Genomic DNA, 17,681 nt, shown 5'->3' on the forward strand with positions numbered 1-17,681 from the left:
ACTAATTTTCTATCCTACAAAGTGTCTTCTAGCTTCTTCAAATAGTCATAAATTTCTATCTGAGAACGAAGTTTTTTACGATTTCCCCTGCGAACGTACTTGTTGCTCTGATCCTTGTCAATCACTCGAGCCTTCAGGGTATCTTTAAATTGTAGCTCCATTATATCAACAATGCGCTGCTGAAGACCTTTATCATACACTGGACAACCTACTTCAATGCGGTTGTCCATGTTACGGGTCATCCAGTCGGCAGAAGAGATATACACTTTTCTATCGCCGCCTCCTTCAAAAATCATCACGCGTGGGTGTTCGAGAAATCTATCAACAATAGAAATAATTTCGATGTTTTCGCTTATTCCTTTTATCCCTGGATTAAGTGAGCACATACCGCGCACTATACCGCGGATCTTAACCCCCGCCTGGCTAGCCCGGTACAAATCATCAATGAGTTCTTTATCAACAAGGTTGTTAATTTTGAAAGTGATTTGTGCCTTTTGACCTTGGTTCAAATGCTGAATTTCTTGACGAATTAACGACTGAATTTTGGTTCTGGCGTTTAATGGCGATATTTGAAGATGCTGGAACTTGTAGCGTCGGTAAGGGTATTGAATAAGATCGAATACCGCCACGCCTTCATCGGCGAGTTCTTGATTACGGGTGAATAAGCTGTAGTCGGTATAAATCTTTGCTGTTTTCTCGTTGAAGTTACCCGTACCGAAATGCGCATAGTTCACCAAACTGCCCCGTTCTTCACGGGTCACAATACAAAGTTTAGAGTGAATTTTAAGAGTAGGCACGCCAAGTACAACGCGTATACCTGCATCAGTCATGCGCTTAGACCATTCGATATTTGCCTCTTCGTCAAAACGGGCGCGAAGTTCTACCACAACGGTTACTTTTTTGCCGTTGTCTACTGCGTCAATCAACGAGTTTACAATGCGTGAATTACTGGCAACACGATAAATATTAATACGTATGGTTTTAACATTCGGGTCGAAAGCCGCCTGACGCAAAAACTCGGTGAAGTGTAGGAAGCGGTGGTACGGGTAGTACAGTAGTATGTCTCGCGCAGTAATGGCATCGAAAACGGTGTTGTACTTAGAGAATGCCTTGCTGTCGATAGCAGGCAGCGGCGTATGCTCTAAATATTCTCGACCCACATTAGGGAAGCCAATAAAGTCTTTAAAGTTACGATAGTGCCCAGCAGCGTGCATGGTATCTAGCTTGGTTATCTTAAGTCGCTTGCGCAAGTCAGATTTCATGTCCTCTGGCATGTTCGTGTCGTAGATAACACGCACAGGCTCAGCGATAAGGCGCTGCTTCATACTTTCAGACATCTTTTCAACGAAGCTTTCGTCAATTTCTTCGTTGATAGAATATTCCGCATCACGCGTCATTTTAAACGAGAATGCTTCAATTTCGTCGAACTTCACGAAACCGCGGAAAATGTCTTCGATACACAGCTGAATCATGTCATCGAGCATAATAATGCTCTTCTTCTTGCGGCTTTTTTGCGGTGGGATCAGCATAAAGCGCGACATTTCAGAGGTAGGAACCTGAATAACCGCAAATTTAGGATTGCGGTCCTTTCTTCTAAGCGCCACATATAAATACACCGACGTACCGTTCAAACGGCTAAGTAGGTCGGTCTTCTTATCTATTAAAATAGGTGCAATGTGACGCAGTGCTTTGTTAACGAAGAAGTTGCGTACCCACTGCTTTTGATAATCGTCTAAATCGTCTTTTCGAAGAATATGTATGTTGTAGCGAGCTAGGGACTTAACCACATCCTTATGAATTTGGTCGAACTTTTCAGAAAGCTGGACGACCTTTTTCTGAATAAGCGCCATAAGAGCGGTTTGGCGTTCAGCTTCCTCTTCATTGCCGTCATTTTGCGCAATGGTAATTTGTCGTTTCACGTCAGCGGCGCGCACGCGATAAAACTCATCTAGGTTATTAGAGTAAATACCAAGAAAACGAATTCGCTCCACGGCGGGATTGTTTTTATCTGCGGCTTCTTGCAATACGCGTTCGTTAAACGCAAGCCAGCTTAATTCTTTGGGATAATATAAAACGTCGTTATCCATAATGTCTCAATTCACGTTCATAAAAATGGTCAAAGACTGCCATCAGTCAGTGACACTACTGTGACAACACGTATTCTGGTGCAAGTGCGCACGCATTGCGTTGTGGTTATTCCATTAACTTTCAATATGATAAGTTCGTAATTGTGATGCGCGGATAGTGTATGGCACCACAAATACGCCCTTGTTTTTATCGCTTCGCGGTAATATCCACCACCAAATCGTTTGCCAACGACTCCAGTGAGTCTTGCAATGCGCCGTCGTCAAAATCTTCTGGCACCGCAATTTCTGCTTTTGCTTTGAAAATTAGGCTGCCCCAGTTAGGCGCGCTTTCACAGTGTGAAGCAAAGGTGAGAATATTCAAATTGAACTGGTTTAAAACAGAGGTAAGCTCTTGGACAATACCGGTTTTGTCATTGCCCATTACATCAACCGTCAATTTGGTGGTGTTGTTATTTTCACTGCTCGCTACCGCTACAGATTGCACCGACAAATCTTTAATGGCGTCTAGCGCATCGATTAAGCCCTGTTTGTTCTCATCGGCAACATGTACTTCTACAAAACCGGTGAACATTCCTGCCATATGCGCAAAGCTCGACCCTTGCCAGTTGCCCTCATGTTTGTATACACACTTAGCCAGTGCGTCTACTAAACCCGGCTTGTCTTTACCCATAATGCTTATAACCAATGATTGCATACGATGCTCCTTATTGGGCGTGTAGAGAAAAACTTTGATCGTCTTCCTGTTGGGTAATACCATAGGCGCAGAGTAGGTTGCGCGAAGGTAATGCTTTAAACTTTCACTTGCTATTAGCATAACAAAACTTACACTGCTCACCAGTGCAATTTAGAGTTATTCTTCTTAAAAATGAAGAATTTCGAAAATAAGAATTACTAAACAGCCGCATGACTTTCGACAGCAACAGCACAAACAAAAAACGCCAGCGAAGCGACAGGTGGTCACGCTATGTAGTGACCGGCTTCGGCGGCCTTGTTTTGTTGACGTTAGTTATTCTTATTACTCATCTAATCAGCCAAGCTCTGCCGTTGGCATATACCCCTAGCTTAAATCATCTGTTGAGCTTGAAAACGTCAGATAATGAAAAAATTATCAGCGCAGGCGACATCATTAACAGTCAGCCAATGCTGGTTAGGAAGTCTGACTGTCGATTGGGATTAAAGTTGCTTAAAGGCGATGCTCTGGTAAGTAATCACGATTATATCCGTCCTTGCGAGCATAGGCTGTCTTCCCACAGTGTGATGGGAGAGAACTATATCGTAGACGTTTCTCCCAACGCCCAAGTGAGAGTTTTACCGGTCAGATCGTTCAATATGACCGACGGTAGCGCAGAGGATATTGCCACAAGTACACCGCAAGCAGCGTTGTCGAACAGCATTACGTTCGCGCTTCCCAAAGGTGAGTGGGAGATACGCAGTGACTGGAGCATTGCACTGTCCTCAAAATGGGCAGTGGTTTCTATCGTTCAAGACAATAAAGTGTTTATCCGTTGGGTAAATCGGCTTCGTCCTACACAGGTTGTGGATAAACGGTTTCATAATATAGACAGACTCGTATTGTTACCCGGCAGTCAGAGCGTGTTACTCCAAGTGGATGATGCGCTTTACCTAAATAGGCTCACGGATGAAGGGGCGTCACTACTGCCAATAGCAGGAAACATCACAGCGTCATTAGATGAGAAGATTGTATTCCCACTTGCTAAAGACCGCACCTTTTTCCTAATGAACAGCAATACACAGGCACTTACTCGCTGGGTGCTGAGCAAAAGCGATAAAGGCCTTACCTTTGAACAAACCTACCAAGTAGCGCTACCAGGAGAGAACGTTAAGGATGTGGCAGAACATGCCAGTATGAACTTGGTGGCTGTGCTGACCGATAAAGCAAGAGTGTTGTTGGTAAACCGTGTATCAGGCGATGTAGTGGCATCACAACAGATAGAGCGTTCTGCTGAGAATATCATTTGGTACGGCAATAAGCTTTATGGCTATTCAGATAGCACCTTATCAGTATGGGAAGGCAGGCACTTAAGCGGCGTTACTACATGGGCCTCTCTGTTTGAACCGCAGCACTACGAAGGGTATGAAACGGAAGAAACCGTATGGCAAACCACCAGTGCCTCTGATTTTCAAGAGGCAAAGTTTAGCTTAACACCGCTATTAATAGGCAGTATTAAAGCCTCTCTTTTAGCGCTGCTTATTGCTATTCCGGTTGCTATCGGTGCCGCAATTTACACCGCGTTTTTTGCTAAAAGCCGCCTTCGCAACGTTATTAAGCCGGCTATCGAATTGCTCGAAGCGATTCCCAGTGTACTCATCGGCTTCATCGCGGCTATTTGGTTGTCGCCAAAAGCTGAGCAGTTTTTATTTTCCTTTGCCTTTTTCCTAATCGTTATCCCTTTTGTGCTTATTGTCGTTGCCCTGGTGCAGCGTCCTGTTGCGGAATACTTACCAAAGAAGCTAAGACACGGAGCAGAGCTACTATTTGCTATAAGCGGAGTGTTCCTTTTAGGTTTTATTAGCGTGGAGTATGCGCCTTCGCTTATTTTCTCGATAATGGGGGGAGACGGGTTTACAATGCTTGCGGCCGAGTCCGATAGTCCCATCGGGAAAACGACTATAGTGGTAGCGTTAGCGTTAGGTGTGGCCATATCACCTAGTATCTATTCCCTTGCTGAAGATGCCATAAACGGCGTTCCAAATGATTTAAAACACGCCTCTTTTGCTTTAGGCGCCACACGATTACAGACCTTACTTCATGTTGTTCTTCACGTTGCACTACCGGGTATTGTTGCCGCGATTATGCTAGGTTTCGGCCGCGCGTTTGGTGAAACCATGATAGTCCTTATGGTGACGGGGAATACGCCAATCTCCAGCTGGGGCTTGATAGAAGGTTTGCGAGCACTTACTGCTAACTTGGCAATTGAACTTCCAGAAGCAGATGTATCATCGGCGCACTATCAAATTCTATTTTTCACCGCGTGTATTTTGTTCCTGTTTACCTTCTTGGTAAACACCATGGCAGAGCTATTGCGACAGCGTATAAGAAGTAGGGCGTACTATGGTTAATCGAACAACGTTTGGGTTAAGTGCGGTACAGCGTCAATCGTTAGTCATTAGCTTAACGGCTTTTTTCACCAGCCTGCTGCTTATTGCGCTAGTTAGCATTCTTATACTTATTAGTTTTCGAGGTACGGCATATTTTTGGCCAGAGCCCATCTATACGGTTACCGGTACGCATCAAGACGGCACAAGGTTTTCGGTGCTTGCGAACCTATTTGATGAATCGACAAATGAGGATGTGACACTTAAGTTCTCAGATGCTCAGCATCCTTATGGCTTTCAAGTCCAGTTATCTCGAGAGGAAATAGAGACTTCTCTACTTGCAAACCAAAGCGCAGAAATAAAACTGTTAGACGGCAGGCGTGTGTTGGCAATTCCTGAATACATCGTCGTGCCATCTAAACCGCCTCAACCTCTTGGTAACATTGACATTGTGCTAGAGGAAGTGGCCCAAATAAGCGCTCAAATTGAAGATTTAAATACGCAACACCTTGCACCTATTCACGAAGCGCTATCTCAATTTGATAAACGTAATGTTGTTGCCGACGCGCCAGCAAGAGAGCGTTTAGTGGCATCGTTTGACGAATACCAAAAGCGTGTGGAAGCGTTAGAAGCAACACGAGCCGAGTATACCTTATTGGTAAGTTTTGCTGACGAAACGCCGTTTGTTATTCCCATATCTAGTATTCAAGATGTGGATTTTGTCAGTCGTCTAAGTACATGGGAAAAGTGGCAGGTGGCGTTTTCGGAAATCGGTGTTTTTCTCACCGATTCCCCTAAACAAGCGAATACCTCAGGTGGCGTCTTCCCTGCGTTGTTTGGTACTGTACTCATGGTATTTTTAATGACCATCATCGTAACGCCCTTTGGTGTATTAGCCGCTATTTACTTGAGCGAGTATGCACCTAACACGGCGCTTACCACTATTATTCGTGTCAGTGTAAGCAACATGGCAGGTGTACCTTCTATTGTTTACGGCGTATTCGGCCTTGGTTTCTTTGTTTATACCTTGGGCGGCAGTATTGATGAGCTATTGTTTAGTGACACACTGCCAGCACCCACAATGGGAAGCCCTGGCGTTTTCTGGGCTGCCTTAACCATGGCAATTTTGACCTTACCTGTAGTGATTGTGGCGACTGAAGAAGGCTTGCGCAGGGTGCCGGAAGGATTGAAAGCGGGCAGTTACGCATTAGGAGCTACCAAAATTGAGACTATAGTGCGTACCGTATTGCCTATTGCGTCTCCGGGTATTATGACTGGCGTAATTTTGGCGATTGCGAGGGCGGCAGGTGAAGTAGCGCCACTTATGTTAGTGGGGGCGGTCAAGTTTGCGCCAACCTTGCCTATAGATGGAGAGTTTCCTTATCTCCACCTTGATAGGCAGTTTATGCATTTGGGCGTGCTTATTTATGACGGAGCGTTTCACAGCCAAACTGATGGAAAGAGCGCAAGCATGATGTTTGCCGCTTGCTTGCTTTTACTCGTGGTGGTGTTTGTATTAAATATTCTGGCAGTTGTACTTAGAGCGCGCCTGCGCAAACGCTATCTCAAAGGATAATACAGGTTTTGTAACATGTTGAAGTTGTTTGAACACAATACGCTGAACGTTAACGACATTGGTGAAGAACAAACTGCGGTAGAGGTTAAAAACCTCAACCTGTGGTTTGGCAACAAGCATGTGTTAAACGACATCAGTATGCGGATCCCAAAAAACAAAATCACAGCGTTAATTGGTCAAAGTGGTTGCGGTAAATCTACACTCATTAGCTGTTTCAATCGCCTTAACGATTTGTATGACGGTTGCAAATACGATGGTGAAATTATTATTGATGGGCAAAACATCAATAGCCGCAAAGTAAATGTGTCACGCCTAAGAACGAACGTGGGCATGGTTTTTCAGCGACCCAACCCCTTTCCTATGAGCATTTATGAGAACGTGTGCTACGGGCTTAAGCTTCAAGGCGTTAAAATTCGTCGACACTTAGACGACGCGGTGGAAAGCGCACTGAAACAGGCGGCGCTGTGGGACGAGGTTAAAGATCGTTTATTTGAATCCGCTCATGTTTTATCTGGCGGTCAGCAGCAGCGTTTGGTGATTGCAAGAGCACTAGCGTTGAAGCCTGACATTCTACTTCTTGATGAACCCACCTCGGCCCTTGACCCTCTGACCACGCTTTTTATCGAAGAACTGATGGATGCATTAAAGAAACAATGCACCATTATTATCGTGACGCACAACATGCAGCAAGCGGCTAGGGTAAGCGACTACACCGCCTTTTTCCATCAGGGCAGGCTGATAGAATATGCAGACAGCGATACGCTGTTTACTATGCCAGAGAAGAAGCAAACCGAAGACTACATAACGGGGCGATATGGATAACGTAGCAGTAGGTGTGTGTTCTAACATGGGTTTGCGCCGTAATGCTTCAATTTGGCAAGATGTAGCGGTTTGTCACGATAGTTCTGCCACAGGTAGCGGCACGATTGATTGTCGTTATTCGTTATGCTTACGCCGCGAGGAGAAAACACCATGCGACAGGTAGCCTTAAACACGCATATTTCGGGTACGTTTAATATCGAGTTGGAAAACTTGCGTAACTCGGTATTAACCATGGGGGGCGAAGTTGAACAGCAGCTGGTGGATACGTTAAAAGCGGTAAAGCACAATCATGCCGCTCTGGCTGAAAAAGTGGTGTTGAACGACTTAAAAATTAACTCCATGGAAATTCAAATTGACGAAGAGTGCTTGCGCATTATTGCAAAACGTCATCCTACCGCCAGCGATCTGCGTTTAATTATGACCATTTCCAAAGCCATTACCGATATAGAGCGAATGGGCGATGAAATCGAGCGTATTGCCAAACTAGTAACGCGCAATAAGTTGCCGAGCTCAGATACCATTAAGAGCAGCATGTTACTTATTGGCGAGCGCGTGGCCGCCATGATGCGCGGCACATTCGACGCTTTTGCTCGTCAGGATGAGGCTGCGGCGTTAGAAGTGTATGACCAAGACAACCGCATTGACAGTGAGTACAAACGGCTGCTGTCGTATACCACCTCCGAAATGCAGAAAAGCACTGACGACATGCAGGATTGGCTGGATGTGTTGTGGGCAATGCGCTCGTTAGAGCGAATTGGTGATAGATGTAAAAACGTGTGTGAATATGTGGTTTATCTCACTCGCGGTACCGATGTTAGACATACACCGCTGGAAAATATGCAGCAAAAGCTGGAAGATTTGACGTAAACCTGTCCAAATGGTCAGTGTTATTTTGCGTAGTAATATTCAAATATGAAAGTTCGTGAAATTTATTTGTCATAAAACTGAAATATTTGGTGGTTTTATCATCGCATTCAAATAATTCCGCATACTTTTATCGTTTTTCAGTGATTTTCGCTATGGCTTCTAACATGATTACGTTATCATGCGCCGCAGCCAAGAACAGATCGTGCAAAATTTAATCGAACCTTATGATAAAACACAATTTGTCTTTAACTTCATTCTCTAGCCTTTGTGGTGAAGAGATCATGCTACTTACTCAAGTAGCGTCCAGCCTAAATCGCGTTTAGATCGGGAGCGATTATCCGTGGAATTTTTTGAAAGTTATGGCCTAATTCTTATAATCCTTGCCGCCGGCGTTGGTTTCGTCATGGCATGGGGTATTGGAGCGAATGACGTTGCCAACGCAATGGGTACGTCAGTAGGTTCTAAAGCTTTAACCATAAAACAAGCCATTATCATTGCTATGATATTTGAGTTTGCTGGCGCCTACCTAGCAGGTGGCGAAGTAACGTCTACCATTCGAAAAGGGATTATCGACTCAACCTATTTTATAGACATACCTGAATACCTTGTATTAGGCATGATCTCATCACTACTTGCAGCTGGAATCTGGCTTGCGGTAGCGTCATGGTTGGGGTGGCCTGTATCTACCACTCACTCAATTATCGGTGCAATCATCGGTTTTACTGCCACTGGCGTCAGCATGGACGCAGTAGCATGGGACAAAGTGGGTGGTATTGTTGGTAGTTGGGTAGTAACCCCAGCTATTTCAGGCATCATTGCTTATCTTATTTTCATGAGCGCGCACAAGCTCATCTTCCAAACTGCCTCTCCGTTTGCAAATGCTAAGCGTTATGTGCCGTTCTATATGGCATTAGCGGGTTTTGTGATGTCGCTTGTTACTATCAAGAAAGGCCTTAAGCACGTTGGTTTAGAGCTAAGTGCCGTTAATGGATATCTGCTGGCGATTGCTATTGCCGTAGCGTTGGGCTTCTTGGGTAAATGGTTTATCGGCCGTATGAAGTTCAGCGGTTCTGAAGATGCAGATCTACAGGCGGCTAACGTTGAGAAAGTATTCGCACTGCTAATGGTAGTAACAGCCTGTTGTATGGCGTTTGCCCACGGTTCAAATGATGTAGCTAACGCTATTGGGCCATTGGCTGCGGTAGTTAGCGTAGTAAGTAGTGGCGGCGAAATTAACTCTAGCACTACGCTTGCACCTTGGATCCTTCCTCTTGGTGGTTTAGGTATTGTTGCGGGTCTTGCGCTATTTGGACATCGCGTTATCAAGACCATTGGTCAAGGTATTACACACTTAACACCAAGCCGCGGTTTTGCAGCAGAACTCGCTGCAGCGTGTACGGTAGTTATCGCATCAGGTACGGGTTTACCTATTTCGACTACCCAAACGCTTGTAGGAGCGGTACTAGGTGTAGGTCTGGCGCGTGGTGTATCAGCGCTTAACCTAGGCATTGTGAGAAATATCGTCGTATCGTGGATTGTTACGTTGCCTGCAGGCGCAATCCTCTCGATTATTTTCTTCTACATTCTTAAAGCGTCGTTTGGCGTAGCGTAACACAGCGCTTACAAACGTTCGTATTAAGCGAAAAGAATTAAAAAAGGCCGTGCTTGAAGTGAAGCACGGCCTTTTTGTTTGTGGAATGTTTTCTTTAATCAATAGAGATAGGCGTTTCAAAGCCACGGGGTTTAACACCCACAACGGCACACTTAAGCTGATGAATAGTTTCTTCTGCGGTGTCGCCCATGATGTAGCCAGGCACACCTAAACGTGCCACTGTGCCCATAACAATAATGTCGGTATCAAGGGATGTGGTTGTGGCTGCAATTTCTCTTCGAGGGTAACCGTGAACAATGTGCTTCTGAGGTTTCAAATACTCTAATACATTGTCATCCAATTCATTGCCTAGTTCTTCAAGCAATTTGTCTAGTTCCGATTCACGCTCGGCATGGATTTTTGCAAGATCGGTTTCCATTCTATCGTTATCAACCGATATGAAACCGTCTCTTGCTATGTTCTCAGGAACCGCATCAAAAACGTGAACAATGTGTAGCTGTGCAAACTCTAACAAGGCTATTTGGCTTGCGTGACGCAAAATGTCGCGATTAAGATCGCGCCTAATAGACACTTCATGCTGTGGATAGTGATAGTTCAAATCCAGTGCTGCAACTACGTTTTTGTACTGACTGCGAGGCTTGTGGTTAATGATCCAAACCGGACAAGGGCATTTGCGGAATAAACGCATATCTAAGCTTCCGAATAGCTTATCTAGAAAGCTCTCTTCTGCCCGTTTAATTACTAGATCGATATTGTTCTTTTTTACATAACGCACAACGTCAATAAGCGGCTGACCTACCGTTACCGCAGTAGACACAGGATAGTGTTTTCCCCAGCTTTCCGCTTGTTCTTTTAACCAATGCTGGGCTTGGGTTTCCATGGTTTGCTGAGAATCAACATAAGAGAAAGACTCCATGACCATACTGGCGTTGGGCGGCAAAGATTCTAACGAAAGCATAATGGTAAGCGAGGCTTGATGCGCTTTGGCGATATGCAGTGCTTGGGCTACCGTATCATCTTGACGATGAGAGTCGCTCAATACACATAAAATGTTCTTATAATGTCCTTTCATACTGCCCTCAATAGTTAATCGCTCTATTGACTGAATGATACAAGAGCGGGTCTTACTTCGCTGTAAAAATATGTTGCGTATAACGCTTTAATTTAATCCTAACGCTACTTATGGGGGCTTTCCAGCGGGAAATGTCAAATTCTCAAAAGCTTCTTATAGATTGCACAATAAACAGAATTATCTACCTCTTTTTTAGGGTGTTGAATACGTGCAGCTGCGAATAATAGAAGATCGCTCTCGTTAACCATGGGCATCAACCCTAGGCGCTATTTAATCTTTATGTTAGATTAATCCAATATTTTTTAATCCCTTTTTAAATAATTGTGAGATGCCCATGAAATGGCCTAATCTTAAGCACCTGCACTATTTGGTGACGCTACATCAAGAGCAACATTTTCACCGTGCTGCACAGCGCTGTAACGTAAGTCAGTCAACATTGAGTACGGCCATTCAGAACCTTGAAGAGCACTTCGGAAGCCAACTTCTTGAGCGTGAACATAAAACCTTTGTGTTTACATCGTTGGGACTAGATATTGTTGAACGCAGTAAAGTACTGCTTCAGGAAGCGGGAGAGCTGGTTGAGTATGCGCAAAACGCGGGCAATTGGCAGCGAGGCACCTTAAAATTAGGTGTTATTCCAACCATTGCGCCGTTTCTTTTTGAAGGCATGATGGGGGCGTTTTCTGCATTTTTACCCGAGATCAACTTAGAAATGCAGGAAGACACAACGGAGAAGTTGCTACAGCAATTGACCGACGGCAGATTAGACTTACTTATTCTAGCGTTGCCAATGGAAACACCAGGGTGTAAACAGATGGTCTTAGGGCATGACCCGTTCCATCTTATAGCGCACAAAGATATGGCTGAGCAACTACCTAATCCTGTCGACATTTCAACCTTGCCGAAAAAGAGTATTTTCTTACTTCAGCAAGAGCACTGTATGACCGGGCATGCGGTAAGTGCGTGCAATCTTCAGCACAGCGACCAAATTAGCAGCGTAGCGGCAAGCAGCTTATATACCTTGGTGCAATTAGCGAATAGCAAAATGGGCTACACCTTCTTACCTGAACTTGCGATAAACCAGTCTATTCTTGAGCACACGGGTCTTAAGAGCTTTCCAGCGGAAGAGCAGGGGTTTCGTGAGATTGGCTTAGTATGGCGTTCAGGCACGACACGTATGCAGCTGTTTCGTCGTATTGGTGAAATTATCTCGCCACTGCTGCCTATTCCCACGTTAAAATAAGCTAGGCGCTGAGCGCGCTACCTTTCATATTTAGCTAAAGCGGTTGAGCCTGTAAGTTCAGCCGTTTTTTATTGCTGACATCAATTATTGTCTTGTGCACCAACCCCAAAGAAGTTCTTCATCCATCGCTTAAAGCACAGTTTCATTGGCGTTATTCCCTAAATGACAATTTATTTATCAATTAAACAAACTTTTTTGCAAAGCTTATCGACTTAATGGTTAAGTAAAAAAACAGAGTGTAAAAACGGGGAACGGCGTGTTTAATAAACGAGATGAAAAACTCGTGGAACAGGCATTAAAGGGTAATAAAAAAGCGTGGTTTACGCTTATATCTCGCTACGAAACCGCTATGTATCAATACGGTATTCGAATGACAGGGAATAGCCAAGATGCAGCAGATTTAATGCAGGAGATTTTTATCTCTGTGTTTCGCAGTCTTGCTTGTTTTAAAGGTGAGGGCAGTTTTAAAAGTTGGCTCTATCGCATTGCCCACTGTCGCTGCGTTGAACTGTATCGCAAGCGAAAGCCGCATTCTGACATTGACGATATACAGGCGCCACTTTGCGGTGCGCCATGCCCTGAAATGCAGCTTTATAGCGACAGAGAGAGTAGAGCATTAACGCAGGCTATGCAGACCCTACCTTTGTGCCAAAAGGCGGTGGTGGAATTGAAGTTCTTCGGCCACTTCACGTTCGAAGAAATTGCACAGCAAATGGATATCTCAGTAAATACCGCTAAGTCGCGACTTTACGCAGCCTTAGCAAAGTTGAAGTTGGAGTTGGAATAATGACCTTATATGACAAAGAAGCCTTATTCTCAGCTTATCTGGACAACTCGCTTGATAGCGAGCAAGAAAAGCAGTTTAACGCGTTGTGTGATTCAGATGCTGAGTTCGCGCAGGCGGTAGAAAATAGCGCCCGTTTGAACAGCGCAAGCTCAAGCTTCGTTGCTCCGGCACTTCCCCAGTGGGACAAAGAACAGACCTTTTTTAAGAAAGATGAACCACGTTCGCTGTCGTCTTGGTTTAGCTTGCCAGCGTGTGCCATGGCCATGTCGGCGTGTGCGCTGTTAGCCGTACTCACCGGCGCAAAGCTGTCGTATAGCGATAACGGTATAGCGCTTACGTTTTCAAACAAAAGCGCCAACACAGTGGATGAAATGGTTGAGCAGCGCGTGACACAAGAAGTCGCTAAAGCTTTAGGTGAGCAACGTGATTTCTATCAACAAGCAAACCAAACACTATTCAAAGAATACGCTCAGGCGCTATCTACACAGCAGCAACAAAGCAGTGCAGAGCTTACTAAGTATTTGTTAGCGTCGAGTAGAGAAGAACGCAAACACGACTTTGCCGAGCTTATTAAATTTATCAACGAGCAGCGTATTGACGATCAAAGATTCTATGCACGCCAATTTACGCGTCTCCAGGATGAAATTGATGACATTGAAATAGGGTACAGCGCGGTAAGTTTATCTAACAGCCGTTCTGAAGTGCCATTAACCATGCCATATGAAACAAACAATCCACAGTCGTCGCTAGATGATTAATGTAATTAGGTGAAATTATGAAACGTTTATTAACTGCTTTACTACTTTGCTCTGCTGCTGGTGGTCTTGCGAACGCACAAAGTGCGCAAAAATATGACACGCTATCGAATGAATTAGAAATAATGTCTGGGGTACTCAAAACGTCCTTACGACAAAATGCCGCAACTGATTCTTGGAGAGTGAGTCAAATTGAAACCAGCTATCTTGCTGGGCAGGGGGCGGTATTTACTTTTTCAGTAAGAGGCCAAAGCGGTAACTGGGTACGAGAGATAGAAACGCTGGTAGAAGGATTAGTTGCCACCGTACCACCTGCACCGCCTGCACCACCAGTTCCGTCTGCAAATTCGTTTAGTGATGTTGATGACATTGTGTTTGAAGCAGCCAGAGAGTGGGAAGCTTACGCAGAAGAAACCAGCCATCGTTTTTCTCAGGCGTTTGCTGACAACAATAGTCGCTTACGCGACTTGCGCAACATGCAGCGTGAACTTGCCTGGGAAGCAAGAGAAGTAGAGCGTGAACTGCGAGATATTACCTTCGAATTGCGTCACGCTGACGAGGCGCGAAAAAAAGAATTACTCGTGCAAAAAGAGCAGTCTGGAGAGCAGCTTAAGCAATTAGAAGCGAAAGAAAAAAGCATGAAGGATGAGCTTAAAGCAATTGAAAAAGAGCAGACTAAACAAATGGAGGCGCGTAAAGCGCAGCAGCAGCAAGCTTACAAAACGTTTCTGGCCGGTTTTGAGTCGGGCATGAGCGAGACCTTATGCAGATTTGGGTCAGGCTTACGCGGTCTGCCGGAAAATGAACATATCAGCATGGTGCTGAAAGATTTTGAGATGGACGAGAGCCGCGAGCGCAAAGACCGAATTTATGTATTTACTCGTGCTGATATAGTGCGCTGTGTTCAAGAAAAAATAGACGCGAATAAACTTCTCACCAACGCTAATATTTATCAGTTTTAAATAAATAAGCTCGGCGCACTTATGAACGCTTTGCTTTGTTAAAACAGCACGCGCGCCTTCGTTGATGAACGTTGATAACGAAGGCGCGCTTTTTATTGGCCTACATTTTAGGTGCAATATGCCCTAATTCTGCTGCCCATGTGAGCTCGGATCTCTTAAGGTTATTTGCCGCACTAGCGCCAAAGCTATGCAGAGCGTTATATGCACTATTGGATGGAACGCGGCAATAGTGGCAAAGGGCGTAAAACAATAAACTACAGCGGTGCTGTGAACCGTCGCAGTGTAAATATATCTTCGCTCCCTCACTGAGCATTTGAGAGAGCTCGTGAAGATACTGATGAAGGTGAACATCTTCGGTTGGCGACGCCGATGACGGATGCATAAAGGGAACCCATAGCCACTCCAAGCCCACGGCGAGCGAACTGTCGCGTATAACTGGTGCATGTTCTTCACTGGTCTGAACCGTTGCAATATGGGTAACACCCAGTGACTTAAGGCGTTCAAAGTCACTTTCAACGGGCTTTTTACCCAAGCATATTTGTCCTGCGTGTAGTGAAAACCACGCAATACCTGGTGTCAACGTAGTGCTGTTTTCCTTTTTCTCGGCGTCTTGCTTGTTTGTTAGCATAAGTTTTTACATGGTTTTGGCATAGCAGCTTAATTTGGGCCTTTTGTTAAACGACAAAAAAATAAATTGAAAAGTAGTGGCAGCTACATCCGCCAATCACGAACATGTGCCAAATTGCATGGGTGTACTTTACCTTTTTTGCCACGTAAAAGCACACGCCTACACTGAAACACAGCCCGCCTGCTACCAATAACCATAGGCCAGCACCGGGAAGGGCGACATAAAGAGGGTAGATAAGACCCAGTGCAATCCATCCCATCAGCAAATAAGTCATCACGGATACCTTTGGGAAACGGTGCTGCGCGACGAGCTTAAACGCCACGCCGCCAATTGCCAAGCTCCAGATAATCGCGGTCATAGTAATACCCAACACGCCACCAATCGAAACCAGTAACAATGGTGTGTAAGTACCTGCTATCAATAAGTATATTGCGCTGTGGTCAAATAGCTTAAGCCATCCCTTTGCCTTTTGATGGGAAATAGCGTGATAAAGGGTTGAGCTTAAAAACACCAGAATGAGTGTAGAGCCATAAATAGCTGCAGTGGTTAACGCGAGCGTATCCTCCGCTCCATACAACATAAATACTAAACCCACGATAGCAGCAATAAAGCCAACCCCATGACTAATACTGTTCAGCCACTCTTCCAGTACAGAGTAGGCTTTTGCAGGAATGCTTTTTGATTGCGGCACAGCCTGTGTCTGAATCTGTTCTTGGATCATCACAGCTCCTGTTTTTTTTTCTTTCTAAGAATAATGGGTAGTAAATGCCCTTAAAGCCTCTTGTCGCACTTTCTCGATAAGACATGCGATCATTTCAGCGACTAACGCTTTCAATTGAAACGTGCAGCTCAGCATTTTCCCTACTACGTCCATTAGGACAATTATAGCGCACACTTGTTCGCTCAATGCGAAAATAATAACAGAAAACGTCAATAATCTGATGACAATCAGATTACAAAAAGAGGTTAAAATACCAATACGCATAGATAATTGCCCACTCACAAGGCGCTGGCAAGTTTCCTAGCAATGCTTGGGAATGTAGGGCTGAGTGGTGATTATCTATCCGGACTAGTTTAAATCTGCATTCTCAAAACAGCCGCCTAATTTGTCCAGTAGGACTTTTAACGTGCGGCTTTCATCTGCAGTCATGCCATTAAGCTTGCAGAGCATTTGCACAGGCACGTCTTCTGCTATGGCTTTCTCCTTCTTGCCCGTTTCAGTGAGTTGAACGCGCTTAACGCGTTTGTCGGCTTTATCTTTAGTGACAACTAAAAAGCCTTTGTCTTGTAGCTTTTTGAGAATCAGCGACATAGCACCACCGTCTATGGCCGTTCTCTCCAGAAGCTCGGCAATAGTAATGCCATCGTTTTCCCATAGCGCCATTAAAGTCACATATTGAGGATAGGTGATATCCAGCGCTTTAAGAAGGGGGCGGTAAGCACGAGTGAATGCATTCGACAGCGTATAAAAACGGTGGCAAAGCTGATTTTCCAACTTCAATAATTCTGACATGATGCTTAACCCTTATCGGTAAGGCTTTTTCTTAACAATAATATTTTGCATACAAAACACTTGATCTGCAAGTTGGTTTGGTGATAATTTATTTTGCATGCAAAGTAGTTGTTTAAATAAACCTATGAGGAGAGTAACATGCATAAACTTCAACAAGTCGTTTATACCGGAAGTGCAACAGCAACGGGTGGTCGTGAAGGAACAGTGAAATCAAGTGATGGTAAGCTAGACCTTAAACTCTCTACACCTAAAGAATTGGGCGGTGCAGGTGGAGAAGGGACGAACCCTGAACAAATGTTCGCAGCGGGCTATTCGGCGTGCTTTATCGGTGCACTTAAGCATGTGGCTGCATCGCAAAAAATTAAGCTGGCCGATGACATTAGTGTAACTGGCAACGTTGCAATTGGACCTATTGAACAAGGCTTTGCTATTGCAGTAAAACTGACGGTAGATTTGGGCGATATGGACAAAGCACAAGCGCAAGGCTTGGTGGAAACTGCGCATCAAGTATGCCCATACTCAAATGCGACCCGCGGTAACATTGAAGTAGATATTAGCCTTGCTTAATTGAACGGCAAACGAGTCAGCGGTTAACGAAGATAGTTAATGCCCTCGTCAGATAGCTACGCCTTCGTCAGATGGCGTAGCTGTCCTGCACTTATTCACGATAACCCTTACTGCTTTTCGAAATATAGCGCAG

16 protein-coding genes are annotated in these 17,681 nt (G+C 44.7%); 10 read left to right on the forward strand and 6 right to left on the reverse strand.

Going from position 1 to position 17,681, the window contains the following annotated elements; all coding sequences use genetic code 11:
- Positions 1-14: 14 nt before the first annotated feature.
- The gene (ppk1, locus tag QME20_RS11870; RefSeq protein ID WP_014948398.1) at positions 15-2,087 is read right to left on the reverse strand and encodes a polyphosphate kinase 1; all 2,073 of its coding nucleotides are present in this window, start codon (positions 2,085-2,087) and stop codon (positions 15-17) included.
- A gap of 187 nt (positions 2,088-2,274) precedes the next feature.
- Positions 2,275-2,781, reverse strand: coding sequence for an ACT domain-containing protein (locus QME20_RS11875; protein WP_014975755.1), 507 nt, complete (start codon positions 2,779-2,781; stop codon positions 2,275-2,277).
- A gap of 209 nt (positions 2,782-2,990) precedes the next feature.
- Here QME20_RS11875 and QME20_RS11880 point away from each other — a divergent pair, with 209 nt between their 5' ends.
- The 5 genes from QME20_RS11880 to QME20_RS11900 all read left to right on the forward strand — a co-directional run bounded on the left by QME20_RS11880 (position 2,991) and on the right by QME20_RS11900 (position 10,021).
- Positions 2,991-5,168: an ABC transporter permease subunit gene (locus QME20_RS11880; RefSeq protein WP_049586203.1), complete on the forward strand. Its 2,178-nt coding sequence runs from the start codon at positions 2,991-2,993 to the stop codon at positions 5,166-5,168.
- Entirely contained in the window at positions 5,161-6,720 is a 1,560-nt protein-coding gene (gene pstA, locus QME20_RS11885; protein ID WP_049586204.1) for a phosphate ABC transporter permease PstA, read from the forward strand. The genes QME20_RS11880 and pstA overlap by 8 nt, the downstream gene beginning before the upstream one ends.
- Before the next feature lie 15 nt (positions 6,721-6,735).
- Complete coding sequence (pstB, locus tag QME20_RS11890) at positions 6,736-7,542, forward strand: phosphate ABC transporter ATP-binding protein PstB (protein ID WP_014948402.1); 807 nt, start codon at positions 6,736-6,738, stop codon at positions 7,540-7,542.
- Between the two features lie 150 nt (positions 7,543-7,692).
- Entirely contained in the window at positions 7,693-8,409 is a 717-nt protein-coding gene (gene phoU / locus QME20_RS11895; RefSeq protein WP_014948403.1) for a phosphate signaling complex protein PhoU, read from the forward strand.
- Between the two features lie 340 nt (positions 8,410-8,749).
- Entirely contained in the window at positions 8,750-10,021 is a 1,272-nt protein-coding gene (locus QME20_RS11900; protein WP_014978444.1) for an inorganic phosphate transporter, read from the forward strand.
- A 94-nt stretch (positions 10,022-10,115) separates the two neighbouring features.
- Here QME20_RS11900 and QME20_RS11905 read toward each other — a convergent pair whose 3' ends face one another.
- Positions 10,116-11,093, reverse strand: coding sequence for a universal stress protein (locus QME20_RS11905; protein ID WP_014975760.1), 978 nt, complete (start codon positions 11,091-11,093; stop codon positions 10,116-10,118).
- Positions 11,094-11,427: 334 nt separating this feature from the next.
- Between QME20_RS11905 and QME20_RS11910 the strand changes: the two genes are divergently transcribed.
- From QME20_RS11910 to QME20_RS11925, 4 genes are all read left to right on the forward strand, one after another.
- On the forward strand, positions 11,428-12,336 hold the full coding sequence (locus QME20_RS11910) for a hydrogen peroxide-inducible genes activator (protein WP_014948406.1): 909 nt from the start codon (positions 11,428-11,430) through the stop codon (positions 12,334-12,336).
- Between the two features lie 256 nt (positions 12,337-12,592).
- Positions 12,593-13,123, forward strand: a complete 531-nt coding sequence (locus QME20_RS11915; protein ID WP_168462780.1) for an RNA polymerase sigma factor — start codon at positions 12,593-12,595, stop codon at positions 13,121-13,123.
- Positions 13,123-13,881, forward strand: coding sequence for a hypothetical protein (locus QME20_RS11920; RefSeq protein ID WP_168462779.1), 759 nt, complete (start codon positions 13,123-13,125; stop codon positions 13,879-13,881). Before QME20_RS11915 ends, QME20_RS11920 begins: the two co-directional genes overlap by 1 nt.
- Positions 13,882-13,898: 17 nt before the next feature.
- Positions 13,899-14,840 (forward strand): hypothetical protein, encoded by a 942-nt coding sequence (locus QME20_RS11925; RefSeq protein ID WP_014975764.1) that lies wholly within the window; start codon positions 13,899-13,901, stop codon positions 14,838-14,840.
- Positions 14,841-14,940: 100 nt separating this feature from the next.
- Here the strand turns inward: QME20_RS11925 and QME20_RS11930 are convergent, their stop codons facing one another.
- From QME20_RS11930 to QME20_RS11940, 3 genes are all read right to left on the reverse strand, one after another.
- Positions 14,941-15,468: a hypothetical protein gene (locus tag QME20_RS11930; protein WP_049586212.1), complete on the reverse strand. Its 528-nt coding sequence runs from the start codon at positions 15,466-15,468 to the stop codon at positions 14,941-14,943.
- Between the two features lie 46 nt (positions 15,469-15,514).
- Complete coding sequence (locus tag QME20_RS11935) at positions 15,515-16,189, reverse strand: hemolysin III family protein (protein ID WP_168462778.1); 675 nt, start codon at positions 16,187-16,189, stop codon at positions 15,515-15,517.
- Between the two features lie 348 nt (positions 16,190-16,537).
- Positions 16,538-16,981 carry a MarR family transcriptional regulator gene (locus QME20_RS11940; protein WP_049586214.1) on the reverse strand — a complete coding sequence of 148 codons (444 nt, stop codon included), beginning with the start codon at positions 16,979-16,981 and terminating at the stop codon, positions 16,538-16,540.
- A gap of 138 nt (positions 16,982-17,119) precedes the next feature.
- Here QME20_RS11940 and QME20_RS11945 point away from each other — a divergent pair, with 138 nt between their 5' ends.
- Positions 17,120-17,548 (forward strand): organic hydroperoxide resistance protein, encoded by a 429-nt coding sequence (locus QME20_RS11945; RefSeq protein WP_168462777.1) that lies wholly within the window; start codon positions 17,120-17,122, stop codon positions 17,546-17,548.
- Positions 17,549-17,681: the final 133 nt, after the last annotated feature.

It is taken from the genome of Alteromonas sp. CyTr2, assembly GCF_947311905.1.
Classification (GTDB): Bacteria; Pseudomonadota; Gammaproteobacteria; order Enterobacterales; family Alteromonadaceae; genus Alteromonas; species Alteromonas macleodii.